This window comes from Bacillus sp. F56 (assembly GCF_001748205.1).
Lineage (GTDB): Bacteria > Bacillota > Bacilli > Bacillales > Bacillaceae > Bacillus > Bacillus stercoris.
The window spans coordinates 308,063-330,097 of record NZ_BDFC01000008.1; the positions used below are offsets into that span (position 1 = coordinate 308,063).

The 22,035-nt window shown below is 45.9% G+C and carries 20 protein-coding genes and 2 riboswitches; of the genes, 14 read left to right on the forward strand and 6 right to left on the reverse strand.

Going from position 1 to position 22,035, the window contains the following annotated elements; genetic code table 11:
• Positions 1-10: 10 nt before the first annotated feature.
• The 6 genes from BFW96_RS15175 (at position 11) to BFW96_RS15200 (ending at position 9,686) form a co-directional block, all read left to right on the forward strand.
• Positions 11-1,720 (forward strand): DUF2334 domain-containing protein, encoded by a 1,710-nt coding sequence (locus BFW96_RS15175; protein ID WP_083252901.1) that lies wholly within the window; start codon positions 11-13, stop codon positions 1,718-1,720.
• Entirely contained in the window at positions 1,713-2,975 is a 1,263-nt protein-coding gene (locus tag BFW96_RS15180) for a glycosyltransferase family 2 protein (RefSeq protein WP_069839898.1), read from the forward strand. Before BFW96_RS15175 ends, BFW96_RS15180 begins: the two co-directional genes overlap by 8 nt.
• Positions 2,976-2,980: 5 nt before the next feature.
• Positions 2,981-5,092, forward strand: coding sequence for a cellulose biosynthesis cyclic di-GMP-binding regulatory protein BcsB (locus tag BFW96_RS15185; protein WP_069839899.1), 2,112 nt, complete (start codon positions 2,981-2,983; stop codon positions 5,090-5,092).
• Positions 5,093-5,228: 136 nt separating this feature from the next.
• Positions 5,229-5,372, forward strand: a riboswitch (cyclic di-AMP (ydaO/yuaA leader).
• Between the two features lie 193 nt (positions 5,373-5,565).
• Positions 5,566-7,389, forward strand: a complete 1,824-nt coding sequence (kimA, locus tag BFW96_RS15190; RefSeq protein WP_014662824.1) for a potassium transporter KimA — start codon at positions 5,566-5,568, stop codon at positions 7,387-7,389.
• 56 nt (positions 7,390-7,445) lie between these two features.
• On the forward strand, positions 7,446-7,895 hold the full coding sequence (locus tag BFW96_RS15195) for an NUDIX hydrolase (RefSeq protein WP_069839936.1): 450 nt from the start codon (positions 7,446-7,448) through the stop codon (positions 7,893-7,895).
• Between the two features lie 66 nt (positions 7,896-7,961).
• Positions 7,962-9,686 carry a pyruvate oxidase gene (locus BFW96_RS15200; RefSeq protein ID WP_069839900.1) on the forward strand — a complete coding sequence of 575 codons (1,725 nt, stop codon included), beginning with the start codon at positions 7,962-7,964 and terminating at the stop codon, positions 9,684-9,686.
• A 293-nt stretch (positions 9,687-9,979) separates the two neighbouring features.
• On the opposite strand, the gene BFW96_RS15210 is transcribed toward BFW96_RS15200, so the two are convergent.
• The 4 genes from BFW96_RS15210 to BFW96_RS15225 all read right to left on the reverse strand — a co-directional run bounded on the left by BFW96_RS15210 (position 9,980) and on the right by BFW96_RS15225 (position 12,645).
• A complete protein-coding gene (locus BFW96_RS15210; protein WP_069839901.1) occupies positions 9,980-10,246 on the reverse strand; it encodes a hypothetical protein in 267 nt (88 codons plus the stop codon).
• 104 nt (positions 10,247-10,350) lie between these two features.
• On the reverse strand, positions 10,351-11,628 hold the full coding sequence (locus BFW96_RS15215; protein WP_069839902.1) for an Nramp family divalent metal transporter: 1,278 nt from the start codon (positions 11,626-11,628) through the stop codon (positions 10,351-10,353).
• A gap of 229 nt (positions 11,629-11,857) precedes the next feature.
• Positions 11,858-12,115, reverse strand: coding sequence for a GlsB/YeaQ/YmgE family stress response membrane protein (locus tag BFW96_RS15220; protein WP_003246519.1), 258 nt, complete (start codon positions 12,113-12,115; stop codon positions 11,858-11,860).
• A 77-nt stretch (positions 12,116-12,192) separates the two neighbouring features.
• On the reverse strand, positions 12,193-12,645 hold the full coding sequence (locus BFW96_RS15225) for a DUF2188 domain-containing protein (RefSeq protein ID WP_069839903.1): 453 nt from the start codon (positions 12,643-12,645) through the stop codon (positions 12,193-12,195).
• A 118-nt stretch (positions 12,646-12,763) separates the two neighbouring features.
• Between BFW96_RS15225 and BFW96_RS15230 the strand changes: the two genes are divergently transcribed.
• The 4 genes from BFW96_RS15230 (at position 12,764) to BFW96_RS15245 (ending at position 14,910) form a co-directional block, all read left to right on the forward strand.
• Positions 12,764-13,582: an EcsC family protein gene (locus tag BFW96_RS15230; protein ID WP_069839904.1), complete on the forward strand. Its 819-nt coding sequence runs from the start codon at positions 12,764-12,766 to the stop codon at positions 13,580-13,582.
• Between the two features lie 128 nt (positions 13,583-13,710).
• Positions 13,711-14,082, forward strand: a complete 372-nt coding sequence (gene gsiB / locus BFW96_RS15235) for a glucose starvation-inducible protein GsiB (protein ID WP_024714471.1) — start codon at positions 13,711-13,713, stop codon at positions 14,080-14,082.
• Positions 14,083-14,215: 133 nt separating this feature from the next.
• Positions 14,216-14,557, forward strand: a complete 342-nt coding sequence (locus tag BFW96_RS15240) for a cupin domain-containing protein (protein WP_069839905.1) — start codon at positions 14,216-14,218, stop codon at positions 14,555-14,557.
• Positions 14,551-14,910, forward strand: a complete 360-nt coding sequence (locus BFW96_RS15245) for a YdbC family protein (RefSeq protein ID WP_069839906.1) — start codon at positions 14,551-14,553, stop codon at positions 14,908-14,910. The genes BFW96_RS15240 and BFW96_RS15245 overlap by 7 nt, the downstream gene beginning before the upstream one ends.
• 36 nt (positions 14,911-14,946) lie before the next feature.
• Here BFW96_RS15245 and BFW96_RS15250 read toward each other — a convergent pair whose 3' ends face one another.
• Positions 14,947-15,768, reverse strand: coding sequence for a manganese catalase (locus BFW96_RS15250; protein WP_015382816.1), 822 nt, complete (start codon positions 15,766-15,768; stop codon positions 14,947-14,949).
• Between the two features lie 84 nt (positions 15,769-15,852).
• On the reverse strand, positions 15,853-16,905 hold the full coding sequence (gene dctB / locus BFW96_RS15255; RefSeq protein ID WP_069839907.1) for a C4-dicarboxylate TRAP transporter substrate-binding protein DctB: 1,053 nt from the start codon (positions 16,903-16,905) through the stop codon (positions 15,853-15,855).
• Between the two features lie 69 nt (positions 16,906-16,974).
• Between dctB and dctS the strand changes: the two genes are divergently transcribed.
• The 4 genes from dctS to BFW96_RS15275 all read left to right on the forward strand — a co-directional run bounded on the left by dctS (position 16,975) and on the right by BFW96_RS15275 (position 21,837).
• A complete protein-coding gene (dctS, locus tag BFW96_RS15260; RefSeq protein ID WP_069839908.1) occupies positions 16,975-18,582 on the forward strand; it encodes a two-component system sensor histidine kinase DctS in 1,608 nt (535 codons plus the stop codon).
• Positions 18,572-19,252 carry a two-component system response regulator DctR gene (gene dctR / locus BFW96_RS15265; protein WP_069839909.1) on the forward strand — a complete coding sequence of 227 codons (681 nt, stop codon included), beginning with the start codon at positions 18,572-18,574 and terminating at the stop codon, positions 19,250-19,252. Before dctS ends, dctR begins: the two co-directional genes overlap by 11 nt.
• Before the next feature lie 119 nt (positions 19,253-19,371).
• The gene (gene dctP, locus BFW96_RS15270) at positions 19,372-20,637 is read left to right on the forward strand and encodes a C4-dicarboxylate transporter DctP (protein WP_014475862.1); all 1,266 of its coding nucleotides are present in this window, start codon (positions 19,372-19,374) and stop codon (positions 20,635-20,637) included.
• Between the two features lie 147 nt (positions 20,638-20,784).
• A complete protein-coding gene (locus tag BFW96_RS15275) occupies positions 20,785-21,837 on the forward strand; it encodes an AI-2E family transporter (RefSeq protein WP_069839910.1) in 1,053 nt (350 codons plus the stop codon).
• Positions 21,838-21,885: 48 nt separating this feature from the next.
• Positions 21,886-22,016: riboswitch (cyclic di-AMP (ydaO/yuaA leader) on the forward strand.
• The last annotated feature ends 19 nt before the right edge of the window (positions 22,017-22,035 follow it).

Consider the following 22,035-nt stretch of genomic DNA (forward strand, 5'->3'; position numbering starts at 1 on the left):
AGGAATCACACTGCTCTGCATCATGCTGCTTCTGTTTTCAGCGATTGCTTCTTTTCCCGCTTCAGCGCAAGCGAAGGAGCGGGATGCCGGCATTCTCATCATCTATTCAACCTTGGACGGCAAAGAGTCGTCTCAAGTCAAAATGCTCGATTTGCTTGCGGGACACTTTACATCCCATGTAACAGTCAAAAGAGATTCAGATGTTGAAGCGTCGGATTTCAAAGGAAAAGATCATGTGATGTATTACGGCCAAACGAAAAGAAAGCTCAGCAAAAAATTGCTGTCTCTTATCAGCGGCGTAAAAAAACCGGTTGTCGCCATTGGCTATAACGCAGGACAAATCAGCCAATTTTCCGGGCTTTCATTAGCCCGCAAAGAAAATGTGTTTCAAGTTCACAGCAGGCCGGAAAAGGCCGATGTGTCTCTGGAAAGCGGGCTTAATGTGCTGAGCGTATCAGGCCTGAAAGGAACGGCGCTTTACACCTTCAAAGTCGACGACGGCAAAACACATTCTTTTATATGGAAAACAAAAAAAGGGAATGTGTACATTGGATTAACGAATTTGTTAAATGACAATTTGATCGTGGCGAAACAGCTCAGAGAAGCCTTCGGAGAGAAGGCGGGGACGACGTTATTGTATTTGCGTCTCGAGGATATCAGCCCGATGTCTGATGAAAAATTGCTGCTACAAGCCGGTACATATCTGCATAAGCGGCATATTCCTTTTATCCTGGCGGTCATTCCGGTTTACTTGAATCCGGAAACAGGCGACAAAGTGTATTTGTCTGATCAACCGAAGATGGTCAAGGTGCTGAAAAAGCTGCAAAGCATGGGTGGCAGTATCATTGTTCACGGCTATACTCACGCTTATCGCTACAGTGAAACAGGAGAGGGCTTTGAATTTTGGGATGCAAAGGCGGATCAGCCGATTACATCCGGAAATGCCGAAGACCCCCCGTCCATTTTGGAGAAGGCACAGGACTTCCCGAACGAACAAGCCTACCGCAGCTATCTCGAACCATTTCGGGAAAAGGAAGAAACGTATACAAAGCAAAAACTGACGCGGGCCATTGAGGATTTGACATCATCGGGTCTTTACCCGCTGGCGTTTGAAGCGCCGCATTACACGATGTCCGAATACGGCTATCAAATCGCTTCACAGTATTTTTCAAGCATTTTCGGCCAGATTCAGCTCAGCGACACAACGTGGAAAACCTCCGGTGCACCTCCGTTCGTGACCGCTCCCTCGATGCTGCACGGAATGACGCTTTATCCGGAGACGATCGGCTTTGTTGATACATCAAAGCAAAACCCGCTCGGCGATATGGAGGAGCACATCTCCCAGATGATTGATTTTGAAGGCGGAGTAGCCGGTGGGTTTTATCACCCGTACCTTGGGATGAAATATCTGCCGGAGTTGGTTGATCAGATGGAACGCATTCCAGACAGTGAATGGCTTGATTTAAAGAAAACGCAACAAACCGTCAAAACAGACAAAGTGGAAATTCATACAAGCGGTGATGGAACGATTCAGGTGAAAAACGGCGTAAGCGCCATAGACGAGTTTTTCGATCATCATCGGCAAACCCCTCTGGAAAAGGCATTATGGATTCTCTCCGCTGTCGTGCTCTTATTTGTCATCATGTTTGTCAGTTATACGTTTTACTTGAGAGCCACATTGAAAAAACGAATTTTTAAGGAGAGAAGAAGCCTTGGGTAATACGCTGTTCTTTATCTCGCTAAGTTTAATATGGGTGATGCTTCTCTACCACATGTTCCTCATGCAGGGCGGGTTCCGCCACTATATGACCTTCGAACGGAATATCCCGAAGTGGAGAGAAAACATGAAGGAGCTGCCAAAGGTCAGCGTCCTCATCCCGGCGCATAACGAAGAGGTTGTGATTCGGCAGACGCTGAAGGCGATGGTCAACCTTTATTATCCGAAGGACCGGCTGGAGATTATCGTCGTGAATGACAATTCATCAGACCGGACGGGTGATATCGTCAATGAATTTTCCGAGAAATACGATTTCATCAAAATGGTGATTACGAAGCCGCCGAACGCAGGTAAAGGAAAATCCTCTGCACTCAACTCGGGTTTTGCCGAATCGAATGGCGATGTGATCTGTGTGTATGACGCCGACAATACGCCTGAGAAAATGGCCGTGTATTATCTCGTGCTCGGCCTGATGAATGACGAAAAGGCAGGCGCCGTGGTAGGGAAATTCCGCGTTATCAATGCGGCAAAGACGCTGCTGACGAGGTTTATTAATATCGAAACGATCTGTTTTCAGTGGATGGCCCAGGGAGGCAGATGGAAGTGGTTTAAAATCGCCACGATCCCAGGCACCAACTTCGCGATTCGCAGAAGCATTATCGAAAAGCTCGGAGGCTGGGATGACAAAGCGCTCGCTGAGGATACGGAGCTGACCATCCGGGTGTACAATCTCGGCTATCACATTCGCTTTTTCCCTGCGGCCATCACGTGGGAGCAGGAGCCCGAAACCTGGAAGGTATGGTGGCGCCAGCGCACCCGATGGGCGCGCGGCAATCAATATGTCGTGCTCAAATTTTTGGCGCAGTTTTTTAAGCTGAAACGAAAACGGATTATCTTTGATTTGTTTTATTTTTTCTTTACGTACTTCCTGTTTTTCTTTGGCGTGATCATGTCGAATACGATTTTTGTAGTGAATTTGTTTTATGATTTGCATTTATCGGTTGGATTTTTGGCAATGATTCTCTGGATTTTGGCATTTTTCTTATTTATGACAGAGGTCATGATTACGTTGAGCATTGAAAAAACAGAAATGAACAGGCAAAACTTTTTTATCGTATTTCTCATGTACTTCACATACTCGCAGGCATGGATTGTGCTTGTTATCTACTCTTTATTCGTAGAAATCAAGCACCGTTTATTCAAGCAGGAGGTCAAATGGTACAAGACAGAACGATACAACCAACATAAAAGCGGGTGACCTTTTTGAAACAAATAATGATTTTTCTCACAAGCTTCATGCTGCTGGCGATGGCTGGACAACCGGCTCTTGCCAAGGATGTACAGGTCAGCGGTTCGCTTCTTGGGAAAAGCAGCCAAGAACAAGCCAAACAGCAGGTGCTGACAAGCGAGCTGATTACACTGTATGGATCAAAAGACAGCGCGGAGCTGACGTATCAGATCCCGGCAGGCGCCTCTTCAGGCAATCAGCAATTGGTCATTGAATACGAAGCATCAAATCTTTTAATCTCTCCTTCATCGTTAACGGCTGTCATTGATGATGAACCAGTCAAAACGTTAAAGCTTAATGGTGATTCCAAACGGAAAACAGTGAAGCTGAATCTGAATAAAAGCCAGTCAGCGCAAGGCTATCACAACGTATCGCTGAAATTTTACGGCGTAATGAAAGAGGGCGTGTGTGTCAGACAGGATACGTCTGGCAACTGGATCAAAATTTATCCGGACAGCCGGCTGACACTTGCTGACAGCGGTGAAGCGAAAGGAACGTCGCTGGACCATTATCCGTACCCATTCGCCCAATCTGGAAACACAACCGAAGAAACCGCCCTCGTCATTCCGGATGACCCAAGTTCGGCGGAAATTGAAGCTGCGGTTAAAACAGAAGGCTATTTGAAAACGGTGGACAGCAGTGTCAGGATTGCGTATGTCACAGAATCAGTGCTGAAAAAAATCGATAAGCCGACGATTGTTATCGGAGTGGACAAGCATTGGAACGGCAAAGTGAAAAAACTGATGAAACAAGCCGGCTTACAGGCAAAAGGAAAAGAACTTCTGCTTGCTGAGCGGGTGCTGAAAGCGGAGGGCAAGCAGCAGCCGGTTCTGTTTGCGCAAGCGGCATCCGAGGATGTGCTCGCTAAAAAAATCAGCGTGATGACAGATCAGACATACACAGGCCAGCTCAGCGGCGATACACTTTCAATCAGCAAGCTTAAGCAGACTGAAAAAAAAGAAAGCGATAAGCTGACCCTCGAGAATTTTGGAGCGGGCGATATCACAATTGGAGCCGATAAAACATCTTCAGCACATTATTTTTATCCGGCTTCGGCGGTTTTGGATGAAAACCAATCAGCGAAGCTGTCGCTTAAACTGAAAAAGTCTGAAACGATTCAAGCCTCAACGGACGAAAATGTATCGGCTTCTCAGGCTTCAGAGCTGAAAGTGATGATCAACGGCCAGCCGCACTCGGTCCGGCTTGATGACTTAGGAAAAGAAGATAAAAACGGATTCTATCATGTTACGGTGAAAGTGGACCCTAAGCTGCTGCAAAAAAACCGCTACATTGATATTCAGTTCGTCACAACCGGGTTAAAGGAAAACAACCCTTGCAACACGACTGATGAAGAAAAGTGGGTCTTTATTGATAAAAGCAGTACATTATCATACGCCATCAAAGGGATGTCCCCGTCAGCGGATTTTCAGGAGTGGCCGCTTCCTTACGCCGGAAATCAGGATCAAACAACGGTAATCGTGCTTCCTGACACCGTAAGCCAATCGAAGCTTGAGGAGCTTTCTCTCGTAACAGAATCCTTTGGCAGCGAAGCACAGCATTCATACACGGTAAAGAAATCATCTGACGTTACAGCAAACGATGCGAAAGGTCGAAACCTCATTTTTATAGGGGGGATCAATCAATTTTCTCTTCTGAAGGAGAAATCATCAGACCTGCTTGTGCCGCAGGCAAAAAACGGCTCGTTTGATGTATCTGGTTTCGAGATGCTGAATGAGACGACAAAACAAGTGGTATTTACCCAAGCATCGCCTTGGGATTCACACTATACAATGGCTGTATTTGCACCGGCAAAAGGAGAAGGCACGGCTGTCACGAAAGAGATCATCAATTATCTGAACAGCAACGATGATTCGGCAACCGTCCTTAATGAAACAAATAGCCAGCAGGTGTTTACAAACCACCAGCAGCTCAAATCGGAGACAATCAGCTCCGGCGCAGAACAACCAACACAGGATCATAGCCAGAAATGGATGTATATTGGTGTGCTGGCACTTATTATGGTGATTGCGGCAGTGTTCATTTGGGTTACCGTAAGACGAAGAAAAAGAAAGACAGATACAGAATAAAAACAGAGGCAATCTAGCCTCTGTTTTTTTTATTTTTGGTATGTAAATTCCATTTGTGGAACCTATCATTTTATTTTTTCCGCCGGGCCAATAAGCCTCTTTACAACGTGTGGGAACGGGAGTATGATCTCTTTTAGAAAACAAATCGCTTAATCTGAAATCAGAGCGGGGGACCCATTAGAATGGCTTTTTGCCGTTGGGGTGAATCCTTTTTAGGTAGGGCTAACTCTCATATGCCCGAATCCGTCAGCTAACCTCGTAAGCGTTCGTGAGAGGAGATGAATGAAACCTGTGTTCGATGTTATGGCACAGGGGCATCCGTTTGCCTCTGTGTTTTTTGCCGTTCATTTTTAGGAATGTAAATCGCATACAGAGACATCATAGCAGAAAGGACTATTGCAAAATGTGAGAGCAAGACACTGATGTTTTATTGTTTTAATTGAAAAATGAGAAATTAAAAGGGGAAGACATCGATGTATCATTCAATCAAACGTTTTTTGATTGGGAAACCACTAAAATCTCAAGCAGCGGGAGAGCAAAAACTGACGAAATTAAAAGCCTTGGCAATGCTTTCCTCAGATGCGCTGTCATCTGTCGCTTATGGGACAGAGCAAATTCTAATCATTTTAGCAACAATCAGTGCTGCCGCATTTTGGTACTCCATTCCGATTGCGGTCGGCGTTCTCATATTACTGCTCGCACTGATTCTTTCATACAGGCAAATTATTTACGCTTATCCGCAGGGCGGCGGGGCCTATGTTGTTTCGAAAGAAAACCTCGGTGAAAAGCCGGGATTGATCGCGGGCGGTTCATTGCTTGTCGATTATATTTTAACGGTAGCGGTAAGTATTTCCGCAGGAACGGACGCCATCACGTCGGCCTTTCCTGCATTGCATGATTATCATGTGCCGATCGCTATTTTTCTCGTGTTAGTGATTATGATTTTGAACCTGCGCGGGCTTTCGGAATCGGCATCCATTCTTGCCTACCCGGTTTATCTGTTTGTGGTGGCGCTATTGGTTCTCATTGCCGTCGGGTTGTTCAAGCTCATGACAGGACAAATAGACCAGCCGGTTCATCATACACCGCTTGGCACACCTGTAGCCGGCATTACGCTGTTTTTGCTGCTTAAGGCTTTTTCCTCCGGATGCTCAGCGTTGACCGGAGTTGAGGCCATTTCTAACGCCATTCCTGCTTTCAAAAATCCGCCTGCGCGAAACGCGGCAAGAACGCTTGCGATGATGGGGATTTTGCTGGCGATTCTGTTTTCCGGCATCACGGTGCTCGCATACGGATATGGAACGGCGCCTAAGCCCGATGAAACAGTGGTTTCACAAATTGCGTCCGAAACCTTCGGGCGGAATGTGTTCTACTATGTCATCCAAGGTGTCACATCGCTTATTTTGGTCCTTGCGGCAAATACGGGATTTTCAGCCTTCCCGCAGCTTGCCTTCAACCTGGCGAGAGACCAGTATATGCCGCGAATGTTTACAGTTCGGGGTGACCGCTTAGGCTTCTCAAATGGGATTATCTTTTTAGGCTTTGCCTCCATTATTCTCATTATCTTATTCGGAGGACAGACGGAGCACTTAATCCCGTTATATGCTGTGGGCGTATTTATTCCATTTACGCTTTCACAAACCGGCATGTGCATAAAATGGATCAAGCAAAAACCAAAAGGCTGGATCGGAAAAATGCTGATCAACTCCTGCGGCGCTCTGATTTCGTTTATGGTTCTATCTATCCTTTTTGTGACAAAGTTTAATGTCGTATGGCCTGTGTTAATCTTTATGCCTATCGTCGTTTTGCTGTTTTTTGCGATTAAAAATCACTACACAGCGGTTGGTGAACAGCTTCGCATCGTAGACAAAGAGCCGGAAGAAATCAAAGGCACCGTTGTGATTGTGCCTGTAGCAGGTGTCACCACCGTCGTGCAAAAATCGATTCACTATGCGAAATCACTGTCCGATCAGGTGATCGCCGTTCACGTGTCATTTGACAGAGAACAGGAAAAGAAAGTTGAAAAACGCTGGGAAGAGCTCAATAATGGAGTGCGTCTCGTTACGCTTCACTCCTCGTACAGAAGCCTTGTTCATCCGTTTGATAAATTTTTAGAAACAGTTGAGGCAAAAGCGAAGAAGGAGCAGTTTTCTGTCATGGTGCTGTTTCCGCAATTTATAACGAAAAAACGCTGGCACACCATCCTTCACAATCAATCGGCCTTCCTCCTCAGAGTTCGGCTGTTCTGGAAAAAGGACATAATGGTTGCCACACTGCCGTATCATTTTAAAAAGTAAAGTCTAGGACCAAGGGAATCACCTTGGTCTTTTTTGCGGGAAAGAGAGGAATGGCGGTGTATACTCAAGGTGCTTTTGTAATCGTACTGAACGAAAATCAGCAGATTCTATTGGTCAAACGAAAAGATGTCTCTTTATGGGATCCGCCGGGCGGCAGGATTGATTCCGGGGAATCGGCTGAGGCAGCGGCGGTACGTGAGGTATTGGAAGAGACGGGATACAATACAGCGCTTTCCGCGAAAATAGGTGTCTATCAAAGGCCAAAGTTTCTAGATGAACAGCATGTGTTTTTCGGAAGCATAACAGGCGGACAAGCAATAGCGGACGGCACAGAGACAGCACAATTAAAGTGGTTTTCTCCGCGGCGTTTGCCGCTTTTTATGGTACCGAACCGAAAACGGCAAATCAAAGATTACGTGAATGGCGCCTTAGATGCAACCATCACCCTCAAGGACGTCGGCATGCTTGCGGCGATCGATCTGTTGAAAAGAAGACTTGGCAAGTGATTCAGGTCTCCGGGTTTTAAAGCCTTTCTCCTGTGGTATTGAAAAAAGGAAAAAGGAGGATACGTTATGGCACACAAAACTGCAGGACAAGCAATGACAGAGCTGCTTGAACAATGGGGAGTTGATCATGTTTACGGCATCCCCGGAGATAGTATAAATGAGTTTATTGAGGAATTAAGACACGAAAGAAATCAACTGAAGTTCGTTCAAACCCGCCATGAAGAGGTGGCGGCACTAGCAGCCGCGGCTGAAGCAAAACTCACCGGCAAGATCGGAGTCTGTCTGTCGATCGCAGGGCCGGGAGCAGTGCACTTATTAAATGGTTTATATGATGCAAAAGCGGACGGCGCCCCTGTGCTGGCCATTGCAGGACAGGTTTCATCAGGTGAAGTCGGACGGGATTATTTCCAGGAGATCAAGCTGGAGCAAATGTTTGAGGACGTGGCTGTGTTCAACAGAGAGGTACATAGCGCGGAAACATTGCCGGATCTCTTGAATCAGGCGATCCGCACCGCCTACAGCAAAAAAGGCGTTGCGGTATTGAGCGTGTCAGATGATCTGTTTGCGGAGAAAATTAAACGCGAGCCTGTGTATACTTCACCAGTGTATATTGAAGGGAACCTTGAACCGAAAAAAGAACAGCTCGTCACCTGCGCGCAATATATTAATAATGCTAAGAAGCCGATTATCTTGGCGGGGCAGGGAATGAAAAAGGCGAAACGGGAGCTCTTAGAATTTGCGGACAAAGCCGCCGCTCCGATCGTTGTCACACTACCGGCAAAAGGCGTCGTTCCCGATAAGCACCCGCATTTTCTCGGCAACCTCGGGCAAATTGGCACAAAGCCGGCTTACGAGGCAATGGAGGAATGTGATTTATTAATCATGCTCGGAACGTCATTCCCGTACCGCGATTATTTGCCAGATGATACACCGGCCATCCAGCTCGATTCAGACCCGGCGAAAATCGGAAAACGCTATCCGGTGACAGCGGGCCTTGTCTGCGATTCGGCTCTCGGCCTGCGCGAATTGACAGAGTATATTGAACGGAAGGAAGACAGAAGATTCCTGAATGCCTGCACAGAACATATGCAGCATTGGTGGAACGAAATTGAAAAAGATGAGACAGAGGCAACAACACCGCTTAAACCCCAGCAGGTCGTGGCACGTCTTCAGGAAGCGGCTGCTGATGATGCGGTGCTCTCTGTAGATGTCGGCACTGTGACAGTTTGGATGGCGCGTCATTTCAAAATGAACGCGAACCAGGATTTCATCGTTTCCAGCTGGCTTGCGACAATGGGCTGCGGCCTGCCGGGAGCAATCGCAGCAAGCTTGTCCGAACCGGAACGCCAGGCGATCGCCGTCTGCGGTGACGGGGGATTTTCCATGGTCATGCAGGATCTTCCGACAGCCGTCAAATATAAGCTCCCGATCACTGTCGTCATTTTAAACAACGAAAATCTCGGCATGATTGAGTACGAGCAGCAGGTTAAAGGCAATATCGATTATGTCACACAGCTTCAAAATGTCGACTATGCCGCATTTGCAGAAAGCTGCGGAGCAAAAGGCATCAAAGTGACCAAAGTGGAAGAGCTTGCGCCGGCTTTCCATGAGGCGCTGCGCTCTGACCAACCGGTCGTTGTGGATGTCATGATTGGGAACGAACCGCCGCTGCCTGGCAAAATCACCTACGGGCAGGCAAAAGGCTTTAGCAAGTACATGCTGAAAAACTTCTTCGAAAACCAAAAAATCGAAATGCCGTCACTGAAGAAAAGTTTGAAACGGTTATTCTAAAAAAGAGGCCCTTTTATAGGCCTCTTTTTTGTGTTGGAAACAAATGTATTTTGGGTTATCGTTGTATTATATTGGTATGAGGAGGATTACATGTTTGAGTTCATAAAATTATTGTTGTATGCATTAGGATCTGCAGGAATGATCTATGCGTCATATCACGATTTTCGCCATGCTTAGAACGGGCAAAAGGACAAATGCACCTTCTTTCAAAGCAAAAAGACCAGCGCATTTGTCCTTGTATGTTTCATTTGTTTATTCTTATCAAATCTTACAGAGCTCTTCTCAGTATAGGGTTATTTCTCTTTTTTCTTCAGCCCGAAAAAGAAAGGAAAAGCAGAACCGACCAAGAAGGTGCCGAATAAAAACATGCCGCCGATAAACACGTGAAAATTCGTGTGTCCGGCTGTAAACGCGGTGATCAAGGAAATGATACTGAGCACGATCATGGCCATGCCGGGCGCGATTCTCATTTTCCCTTTGGATTTATAGGCAGCGACAGAACATATAATGCCGATGACAATAGGAACAATCCACAAATAAAACAAAATAAATACTGACATCATCAAAACTCCGATTTTTTCTTCTATCATAACAAATTTCTGTCAAAAAGGGTATCAATGAGCTTTTGCCAAAAAATAAAAACCGGCTTTTGCAGCCGGTTTTTTTATCGAAACGTATCTACAATTAAAAACACATTCAAAGCGACGATCAATACTGCAATCAGCCAAGACACCACTGTGACCCATTTGGCGTTGATCAGAGATCCCATGATCCGTTTATTGCTTGTAAACAGAATCAGCGGAATGAGGGCAAAGGCGATCCCGAAAGACAGCACGACCTGGCTCAAGACGAGAGCGGTCGTCGGATTTACGCCAGACGCGATGATCAAGATCGGCGGAATGATCGTGATAAACCGCCGTACATACAGCGGGATGCGGTAGTTGATAAATCCTTGCATAATCACGTCGCCTGAAAGTGTGCCGACAGACGAACTGGATAGCCCGGCAACGAGCAGCCCAATTCCGAATAAAGCCGCAGACATAGGGCTGACAAGATGTCCGAATTGCTGAAACGCGACATCAAGGTCCTCAACAAACAGGCCGTTTTTGTAGAATAATGCAGCAGCCACAATCAGCATACTTGCATTAATAGCTCCTGCAATTAGCATCGCTATTAAAATATCAATAAATTCAAATCTGAAGATTTTTTTCCGTTCTGCATCCGTTGTGCCGACCACCCGCCGCTGTGTAAGGGCAGAGTGCAAATAAATGGCGTGCGGCATAACAGTTGCGCCGAGAATACCCGCTGCAAGGAGCACACTGTCAGTGCCATGAAACGCCGGGACAAAGAGGCCCTTCATCACTGACACGGCATCAGGCTTTGCGAAAAATGTCTGCAGTGCAAAGGCGATCACGACCACAAACAGCATACCGGCGATGCCGGCTTCAAGTGAGCGATAACCGCGGCGCTGAAGCTCCAAGATCGCGAAAGAACCGATCGCCGCTATAATAGACGCTTCAAGCATCGGAATGCCGAACAGCAAATACAGTCCCAGAGCCGCTCCGATAAATTCCGCCAAATCAGTTGCGATAATGACAAGCTCGCCCTGAATCCATAATCCAATCGAGACAGGCTTCGGGAATTCTTCACGGGCAACCTCAGGCAGATTTTTGCCTGTCGCAATCCCAAGTTTGGCGGATAGAGATTGAATTAAAAGCGCCATGATATTGGAAAATAATATTACCCATAAGAGCATATATCCGTATTTAGAACCCGCCGAGATATTCGTTGCGAAGTTGCCGGGATCAATATAGGCAATGGCTGCTATAAATGCAGGGCCGAGAAAAGGGAGCAGCCCTCTGAATCCTCTGATTTTCCCGTCAAGCGCATCTTGGACGGCTTTGGAACGGGGAGATTGTGCTGTGATGTCCTTGTTCATCATGTCTCACCTGAATTCTGATTGTTTTTGCCGTACAACAAAGAGTTTCCTTAAGGCAAATTATTTTATCTACATCATATGACCATCCCGGTTTCTTGTCAACCGAAAATGTTCAAAATACACTTCTGAATTTTTCCCTGTTATGTAACATGATATGTAGGGATTCGGGATAAGGTCCCATATAAAAAGACATCGTTTCAGTTCGAAACGATGCCTCCTGTATCTAATGAGTCTAGGCTTCCTTCCGCAGCCCGCGGAATATAAGGCCCAGCAAGAACACGAAGATGGCTGCCCCGATGATGGCCGGGAAAATAGCAAAGCCGGCGAGGCTCGGTCCCCAAGTGCCAAGAAGTCCGTGTCCGATCCAAGCGCCGATCAGCCCGGCAATCATAGAGCCGAAAATTCCTCCCGGCAGCCGGTTTCCTACAATGGCGCTTCCAATTAATCCGATAACGATAGCAACAACTAATGAAACCAAAAAGCTAAGCATCATGATCACCTCTCATAAATGATTTACCAATCAATAACCGCTCCTGATTATTTCGAAACACCTAAAAGCACATCGCTTTATGATCCCGTTTTGATCGTTCTCTGCACACTGCCGTCAGCCAAATGGACAACGACCTCAGTGCCTTTATGCGCAGCGATTTCCTTTGCCCGTTCAATCGCTTCTCTCTTTGTATCCTTGATGTCAGATGCGCGTTGGGCTCCCTCGGCTTTGACTGCCCAGCCGTTTTTATGCTTGATGACATGCTCTGCCTTATGCATGAGTTCAGGGTCTCCGCCGCTGTTAGAACCATCATCGCGTTCTGTCTCGTCATCATGTTTAAGGAAATCATCAATTTCATCTGTAGATGCGTTTTCCGCCCATTCCTTCGCTTTGCTTGTCGCGATCGGGATCGCACGTCCGTCCTCATAGCCCTCATCAATCATCGCATTCGCAATCTCAATTGCTTTTTTCTTGACCGGCTTCTCAAGGTTTTTTAATGAAGCGGGATAATCCTTCATCGACCATGGCATGTCCCATCACTCCTTTTTCTTTTATAAAAATGGTACCCGCAGGTGAAAAATAAAAACGCATCTGAACAAATGAAGGTATACTATATAGTAGAAAAAACGGAAGGGAAGTGCGGGTTGGGTGACAACAGAACGAAAAGAAGACTTACACCAGCAATTAAAAGAGATAGAGAAATGGGAAAAAGCTCAGCAAAAAGTCTGGTTTTGGGAAAAGCTCAGCCGTCTCCCGTTTCAGCTGCTGGACAAGCTGACACCTGAATTCATTCAGAAAAAGATCGGCAAGCTCTTGGATGAGATCGGCAGCTTTGTTCAAACAGGCGGACAGTACCTGACATCTGAAAAACAGATTATCAAGATGTTTCAAAAGGAACTGCCGGAGGAGATCTTTGAATCGCTGGAGGACGTCCGGAAAGCGCCTCTTCCTGTCATGGATAAAATTGCGGAAGGAATGGGCAAAAACAGAATCAACGCAGCAACCGTTCAAGGCGCGACAACCGGTGTGGGCGGCGTGTTTACACTGGCGGCAGACATTCCGGCAGTGCTTGGCTTATCACTAAAAACATTACAGGATATCGCAGTTGCATACGGCTATGACCCAAAGGAGAAAAAAGAACGCGTCTTCATTGTGAAATGTTTGCAGCTGACGTCGGCTGATGTTGTCGGCAAAAGATCGATTTTGCAAGAATTAAAACACTACGATCAAGACCGTACATATAAGAATGTCGCATCTCAAATCCAAGGCTGGCGAGAAGTCGTTTTAGGCTATCGGGACACGTTTGGCTGGAAAAAGCTATTCCAGCTGGTGCCGGTCGCCGGAATGGTTTTTGGCGCCGCTGCCAATCGCTCAACATTAAACGATATTACCGAGACAGGCATGATGCTGTACAAAAAGAGGCGCATTCTTGAACGACTGAAAGAAACAGAACGAGAGATGGAATAGCAGAAAGCAGACGGACACCGCGATCCGCCTGCTTTTTTTATTGAAAACATACCCAATGTGTTTTATTTGTTTAAAAGAATTGATAGCGGGAATACAACAACCAACACCAATTAAAGGAGGAATTCAAAATGGCAGACAATAACAAAATGAGCAGAGAAGAAGCAGGTAGAAAAGGCGGAGAAACAACAAGCAAGAACCATGACAAAGAATTCTATCAAGAGATTGGGAAAAAAGGCGGAGAAGCCACTAGCGAAAATCATGACAAAGAATTCTATCAAGAAATTGGCGAAAAAGGCGGAGAAGCCACAAGCCAAAACCATGACAAAGAGTTCTATCAAGAAATCGGTGAAAAAGGCGGAGAAGCCACTAGCGAAAATCATGATAAAGAATTCTATCAAGAAATCGGCCGTAAAGGCGGAGAGGCTACAAGCAAAAATCATGATAAAGAATTCTACCAAGAAATCGGCTCAAAAGGCGGAAACGCCCGCAACAACGACTAATCAAAAGCATAAAGGCAGACAACCTGTAAATAAAAAGCGATCCGGCACATCAGCTGGATCGCTTTTTATTTCAGGAATTTTCTCAATTTATGCGACAATTGAGATACAATAAGTGAAAAAGGGGTTTTCGCTAATGTCCGAAATGCAAAATTTGCTCGCCATCGCAAACGAAGTCAAAGAAAAACACGCCAATTTTTCAATTTCAGAGGTCAACGACCACTGCGTGCGCCTTGCGGTGTTTACAGGAGAATATGACTGGCACCATCACCCTGACTCTGACGAATTGTTTATTGTTCTTGAAGGTGAGCTGCTGATCGACTTTAAGGACAAAGAAACCGCGGTGCTCAAAGCAAATGACAGCCTGCTCATCCCGAAAGGCACGGTTCACCGCACACGCTCTTACGTCAGAACGGTGAATCTCTGTGTTGAGCATAAACAAGCCAAAACCGTCATCATAGAAGAGTTGCCATGCTGATCAAAAGGATTGTATGTGAAGTAGACGCTGCAAACGCTGAAGCATTTGCAAAAGCGCAGTCAGAGTGGGGAGCACTATCACATGTGAATGGCTTCATCAAACAGGCCGGCGGCTGGCGAAAGACAGCAGACGGGCCGCTCACCGCAGAAATCATCAGTGTATGGGAAAACAGAGAAGCCTATGATCATTTTATGGAGAATGAACATGACAGCATTTACGAGGAAAACGAACAGAAGGCTGTGATTCGTTCGATAGAGGTGACGCTGTACGAAGAGGATAAATCGTTCGTTCACGATGTGTTACATAACCCAGACATCCAACACGAACCAGACTGGACGGTTCTGAAGGCATAATCAAAGCCCAAAACATCATGTTTTGGGCTTGTGTCTTTACTCGCGTCCCGGAAGTGTATTATGAACAAAAGGCGGTGCTGGTTTTAACTCCGGTTTTTCTCCAAACGTTTTTGCTTCTTTCACATATTCAAAGGCTTCTCCATCAGGCGCTTTTTCATTCAGCCAGTTTTGCTTGGCGCTTTCTTCGCCTTCAGAGAAATTGATCAGCTGATGTGAGAACTCTTGTTTTTCGAGCGCTTTCGGGAATGTGCCCGGCACAACCGGACCTTCCTGTGCTTCTAATTCTTTAATGGCGGCGAGCCATTGATTTTGGTGCATCGTGTCACGCGCCAGCAGGAAGCTGAGCATATCTTTGACGCCTTTGTCATCCGTCATTTCAAACAGGCGTGCGACCTGCAGACGTCCCTGTGATTCCGCATTCAGGTTGGCGCGGAAGTCTGCCAGCAGGTTTCCGCTTGCTACGATATAACCGCCGCTCCAAGGTACGCCTGTACTGCTTTCCGGCATGGCGCCAAGTCCTGATACAATTGCATGGTGAGGGTTCATGCCGCCCAGGATGGAGCCGATGACCGGATCTTCAGCGGCTTTTTCCTGCTGATCAAGAGGGGCGTCCTCTAGAAGTCTGGCGATCATCGTTGCGATCATTTCAACATGCCCGAGCTCCTCGGTTGCCGTATCCATCAGCAAGTCCTTGTATTTTTCATTTCCTCTTGTGTTCCAGCCTTGAAATAAGTACTGCATGGCAACTGAAATTTCTCCGAATTGCCCGCCTAAAATTTCTTGCATTTTTTTAGCGAATAATGGATCTGGACGATCTGGTTTAGCAGGATGCTGCAGCATTTTTGTATGCTTAAACATGTACCCATCTCCTTTTTCGATTATCTCTTTTTATATTTCCGATCAATAGAAAGATAAACGAAAACCAGCGTATCGAGATGGGAACTATGAATCTTTTCGGAGCTCCAATAATTCCTTGATCAGCTTCCGGCCAAAGATTGGCTCGTACTGCCGGTAAACAGGATCAAGACGCTTCATCCATTCTTTTTTCTCTTGATCTGACAGCTCATAAATATGTATAGCAGAATTCTTTTTGATTTCCTCCAGCTGCTCCTTGTTCATTTGTTCGGCATACGTTTCATTCCACTCCGTCGTCTCCTTCATCGCTTCAGTCAAAATGCGCCTTGTTTCTGGGGTTTGCGCCTTCCAGAAGTGCTCATCAGTCATGACAGCGTAGCCGAGGTAACCGTGGCTGCTTATTGTCAAATAGTCCTGAACATTATAAAATTTTTTAGAATAGATGTTTGAGATTGTATTTTCTTCACCATCAACTACATTGTTTTCTAGCAGCTGAAAGGTAGAATTGAAGGATTCCTGATGAGGTATTGCGCCAAGCAGCTTGAACTGATTCTCAATCACATCGCTTTGCATAATGCGCAGATCCTGCCCTTTTAAATCATCCGGGGTTTTGACCGGCCCTTGATTTGTCGTGATTTGTTTAAAGCCGTTTGTCCAATAGGCCAGTCCTTTTAATTGGTTTTTCTTTAGAGAATCAAACAGCTGTGTGCCGATGCTTCCGTTCAGCCCTTTTTTGGCGGCATTGTAATCTGTAAAAGCATACGGCAGATCCAGCACTCCCCATTCAGGCGAGAGCATGCCGAGCTTCGATGTGGAGGGGGCGATAAATTGAACATCGCCGTTTTGCAATGCTTCGATTTCTTCAATGTCCGAGTACAGGCTTCCATTCGGAAATACTTCAATTTTTATTTTCCCGCCTGATTTTTCGTTCACCAAATCAGCGAATTTATTGGCGGCCAGCCCTTTTGGCGTATTTTCAGCAACCACGTGGCTGAATTTAAACACGATTTGATCCTGCAAGCCTTCCTGGTCGTCATCATAAACAATCTCTTTATTGCCGGTATGATCATGGAATCCGATAAATAAAGCGGTTGCAATTCCAGCGATCATCAGCGCGAGACATGCAAGCAAACTCTTCATGAAAAGCCCTCCCCTATGTTAAGAATAATGGGGGCAATGACATTCGTAAAGACCTGAAAGGAGAAGCTGATGAACAAAAAGAAGCTCTCAATCCGTTGGAAAATCACGATCTTATCCTATATCCTCGTCATTTTCTCCTTTTTGATCGGCGGCATTGTGCTCATCGGCAACATTCAGCATACAGAGGAGCGGGAGCTGAAAAAGCGGCTGATGAATACGGCCCGGACGGTGTCAGAGATGACAGAAGTAAAAGAAGCCTTGGCGCGAAAAAAACGGACAGAAGCGGTTCGCCATGCGGTTGAAGAAATCAGGATGATTAATGAAGCAGACTATATTGTCGTCATGGATATGAATCACATCCGATATACGCATCCCGTCAGCACTAGCATCGGCAAAAAATCAGAGGGAGCCGACGAGGAGGCGGCGTTTGCGGAGCACATTTATTTCTCTGAAGCAAAGGGTGAGATCGGCACGGCGGTTCGCGCTTTTTATCCGGTTAAAGATCACGACCTGAACCAAATAGGCGTGGTGCTTGTCGGAAAAACACTGCCGGGGATTGCTGACATCCTGCTTCATTTAAAGCGTGATATCGCATTCATCGTTGTGCTGACACTCGGCTTCGGGCTTGCGGGTTCCTTTTTGCTTGCCCGTCATATCAAAAAACAAATGTTTCAGCTTGAGCCACATGAGATTGTCCGAATGTATGAAGAGCGGACGGCGACGTTTCACTCAATGAATGAAGGGGTGATCGCCATTGACAACCGTCTCATCATTACGATTTTCAATGAAAAAGCGAAACAGATCTTTGAAGTGCAGGGGGATCTGATCGGCAAGGTGATCTGGGAGGTTCTCAAGGATTCGCGCCTGCCCGAAATCGTGGAGCGAAACAAAGCGGTTTATAATGAAGAAATTCGTGTCAGCGGTAAGGTCATCATGAGCAGCAGAATACCGATCGTCATGAAGAAAAAAGTGATCGGCGCCGTCGCGATTTTTCAGGACAGAACGGAAGCAGCCAAGATGGCAGAGGAATTGACTGGTGTCAGAAACTTTGTGGAGGCGCTCCGTGTCCAAAATCACGAGCATATGAATAAGCTGCACACGATCGCCGGTCTCATCCAGCTGGGGAAATCCGAAAAAGCCTTGCAGCTTGCATTCCAGGCATCAACTGAGCAGGAAAATGTGACTGAATTTTTGCACCGCTCGATTCAAAATGACGCTGCGGCCGGCCTTCTATTAAGTAAAATCAGAAGGGGAAGGGAGCTCGGCATTGCTGTTCATATAGATGAAAACAGCAGTCTTCAGCAATTTCCCGAGCATGTTGATCAGCATGATATCGTCGTGCTTTTGGGGAATCTGATTGAAAATGCCTTCGGTTCTTTTGAAGCCGTTCAATCAGATGACAAACGAATTGACATTAGCATCGAACAAACGGATGATATCCTTGCTATTTTAATAGAAGATAACGGCTGCGGGATTGAACAGGCACATATGCCGCACCTTTATGACAAAGGTTTTACGGTCAATAAAACAGGCGGCACAGGCTATGGCCTGTATTTAGTGAAACAAATCATAGACAAAGGATCGGGCACGATAGAAGTTGATTCACATGCGGGGCAGGGGACATCTTTTTCTATCGTTTTTCCAATGAAGGGGGAGGAAGCACAGCATGGCTCGTAAAGAATGGAAGGTTCTGCTCATTGAAGACGATCCGATGGTTCAAGAGGTCAATAAGGATTTTATTACAACTGTTAAAGGCTTTACTGTCTGTGCAACAGCAGGAAACGGAGAGGAAGGCATTAAGCTGATTAAAGAAGAACAGCCCGATCTCGTCATTCTCGATGTGTACATGCCGAAAAAAGACGGCATCAAGACCTTGCAGGAGATCAGAAAGCAAAAGCTTGAAGTGGATGTCATTGTCGTCTCCGCTGCAAAAGACAAGGAAACGATCTCTCTTATGCTGCAAAACGGGGCGGCTGACTATATCTTAAAGCCGTTTAAGCTTGAGCGAATGAGACAGGCGCTCGAAAAGTACAAGCAATATAAACAAAAAATCGAAGCGAATGATACGCTGTCCCAGGAACAGCTCGATGCGATCCTGAATATTCCGCAGCAGGCCGTACAGGATCTGCCGAAAGGGTTGAATCACTTCACGATGAATGAAGTCACTGCATTTTTGAAACAGCAAACCGCATCCCTTTCTGCGGAAGAGGTCGCCAAGGCGCTCGGCATCGCCAGAGTGACAGCCAGACGATATCTTGATTACTTAGAAAAAACCGGGATCATCAAATTGGACGTTCAATATGGCGGAGTCGGCCGGCCGGTCAACCGCTACGTGTTAAAAGGATAAATCTGAGACCAAAAAGACCAAAATGTCCGTTATGATCATAAACTTCCCCAGACTATATGAAAACGCTATCATTCTAGTAAGAAAGACACAAAGGCGAATAGGACAGGGGGATGAAGGAGATGAAACTGTTTAAAAATTTAACAGTTCAGGTCATAACCGCGGTCATCATCGGGGTCATTGTCGGGCTGGTCTGGCCGGATGTCGGCAAAGAAATGAAACCGCTTGGCGATACATTTATCAACGCTGTTAAAATGGTGATCGCACCAATCATTTTCTTCACAATCGTTCTCGGGATTGCAAAAATGGGCGATATGAAGAAGGTTGGAAAAGTAGGGGGAAAAGCGTTTATCTATTTTGAGGTTGTCACCACCCTCGCACTCATTATCGGTTTATTTGTCGTCAACATCATGAAGCCGGGTGCGGGTCTTGATTACAGCAAGCTTGAAAAGGGAGATGTATCACAATACACGCAAAATGGCGGTCAGGGAATCGACTGGATTGAATTTGTGACACACATTGTTCCGTCCAACATGGTTGATGCCTTCGCAAAAGGGGACATTTTGCAGGTCTTATTCTTTTCTATTCTTTTCGGAGTCGGTCTTGCGGCATTAGGTGAAAAAGGGAAAAGCGTCATTGATTTCTTCGACAAGGTTTCTCACGTCTTTTTCAAAATTATCGGCTACATTATGCGAGCTGCGCCAATCGGGGCATTTGGGGCGATGGCGTATACGATCGGGCACTTCGGGCTCGATTCCATCAAACCGCTGGCAAGCTTAATGATGTCTGTTTATATTACGATGTTCCTGTTCGTATTTGTTGCTTTAAATATCATCTGCAAGCTTTACGGATTCAGCCTGTGGAATTACCTGCGCTTCATTAAAGATGAGCTTCTGATCGTGCTTGGCACAAGCTCTTCCGAATCGGTGCTCCCGCGTATGATGGATAAAATGGAGCGCTACGGCTGTTCCAAATCCGTTGTCGGGCTTGTGATTCCGACGGGCTATTCGTTTAACCTCGACGGCACATCCATTTATTTATCAATGGCGACGGTCTTTTTGGCACAGGTGTTTGGAGTAGATCTCAGCATCGGCCAGCAAATTACGATTATCCTCGTTCTGATGCTGACATCGAAGGGAGCGGCAGGTGTGACGGGGAGCGGATTTATCGTCCTTGCCTCAACGCTGTCAGCGCTTCAGGTCATTCCGCTGGAGGGGCTTGCACTCCTGCTTGGTGTCGACCGTTTCATGAGTGAAGGAAGAGCCATTGTGAACCTGATCGGAAACGGAATCGCCACGATCATTGTTGCAAAAAGCGAAAATGAATTTGATGAAGCAAAAAGCGTAGAGGCTGTTGAAGGCATGAAAAAAATGAAAACAGCAGTTTGAAAAAAGAACGGCCCATTCATGGGCCGTTTTTTTAATTGTTTAAGAATTATTAAGGTAAGGACAGAGACCTCAGCATTTTTTTGTTATATAATTTACAAATGGATACTATATTGAATGAAGGACGTTTGTCCTAACAGGAGTGTATAAATGGCCGCTTTAGTTAAATTTTTTCAGCACCCGGGAGTAAGACGTTTCTCCATCTTTGTCGTGTTAACTGGTGTGTTATATCTATTTAAGAGCATGATCAACTTAATATTGCTTACCTTCATTTTCACGTTTTTAATGGATCGTTTGGAGCTTGTCGTGCGGCAGTTTGTAAGCCAGTTCTTCTGCGTAAGCCAGCGGGTTGTCATTACGTTTCTTTACATGCTGCTGGCTGTGCTGCTTACAGTCGGGGGTTTTGTGTTTTATCCGGTCGTCGCGGCGCAGATCCAGCAGCTGGTTAAGCAGATTAAACATATTGCGTATCACCCTGACAGCATCCCTTTCTTTGATGAGATCACCAGTGTTTTCGGAGATATCAACATCAGTTCATATGTCAAAGAGGGCTTCAATGTAGTGTATACGTATCTGGCCGATATCAGCACATTCGGTTTGCAGGTCGTGATGGCGCTTATCCTCAGCATGTTTTTCTTATTTGAGAAAAAACGCCTTTCTGAATTCATGGCGAAATTTAAAACGAGCAAACTGAGGGTCTTTTATGAGGAAATTGCTTTTTTCGGAAGCAAATTTGCCAGAACGTTCGGCAAGGTGCTTGAGGCACAATTTATCATTGCGCTCGTCAATTGTATTCTGACGTTTATCGCGCTTTGGATTATGCACTTCCCGCAGCTGTTTGGGCTGTCTATTATGGTGTTCTTCCTTGGATTGATCCCTGTGGCAGGCGTCGTCATTTCCTTGATTCCGCTCAGCATTATCGCCTACAGCACTGGCGGCGGAATGTATGTGCTTTACATTGTGCTTGTCATATTCGCCATTCATGCGATCGAAACCTATTTCTTAAATCCAAAGCTGATGTCTGCGAAAACAGAGCTGCCAATCTTTTTCACCTTCACAGTACTCATTTTCTCTGAACATTTTTTCGGCATTTGGGGCTTAATTATCGGGATTCCGATCTTTGTATTTCTCCTTGATATTCTTGATGTCACCAACAAGGAGGATCGACCTAAAAGATCCAGAGAAAAAAGTAACAAAAAATAGTTTACAAAATTGGATCTTTTCTGTATAAATAAAATAGATCATATAATAGTAAGCCACACGCTTAATCCTATAACAAGGAGTGGGGGACCCGATCTTTTGGGGTTAATTTTTCATCTGAAAAACGGACATCTCTTCGTCCGAACCCGTCAGCTAACCTCATCAGCGTGAAGAGAGAGTCCTGTGGTTTGATTGTATAGC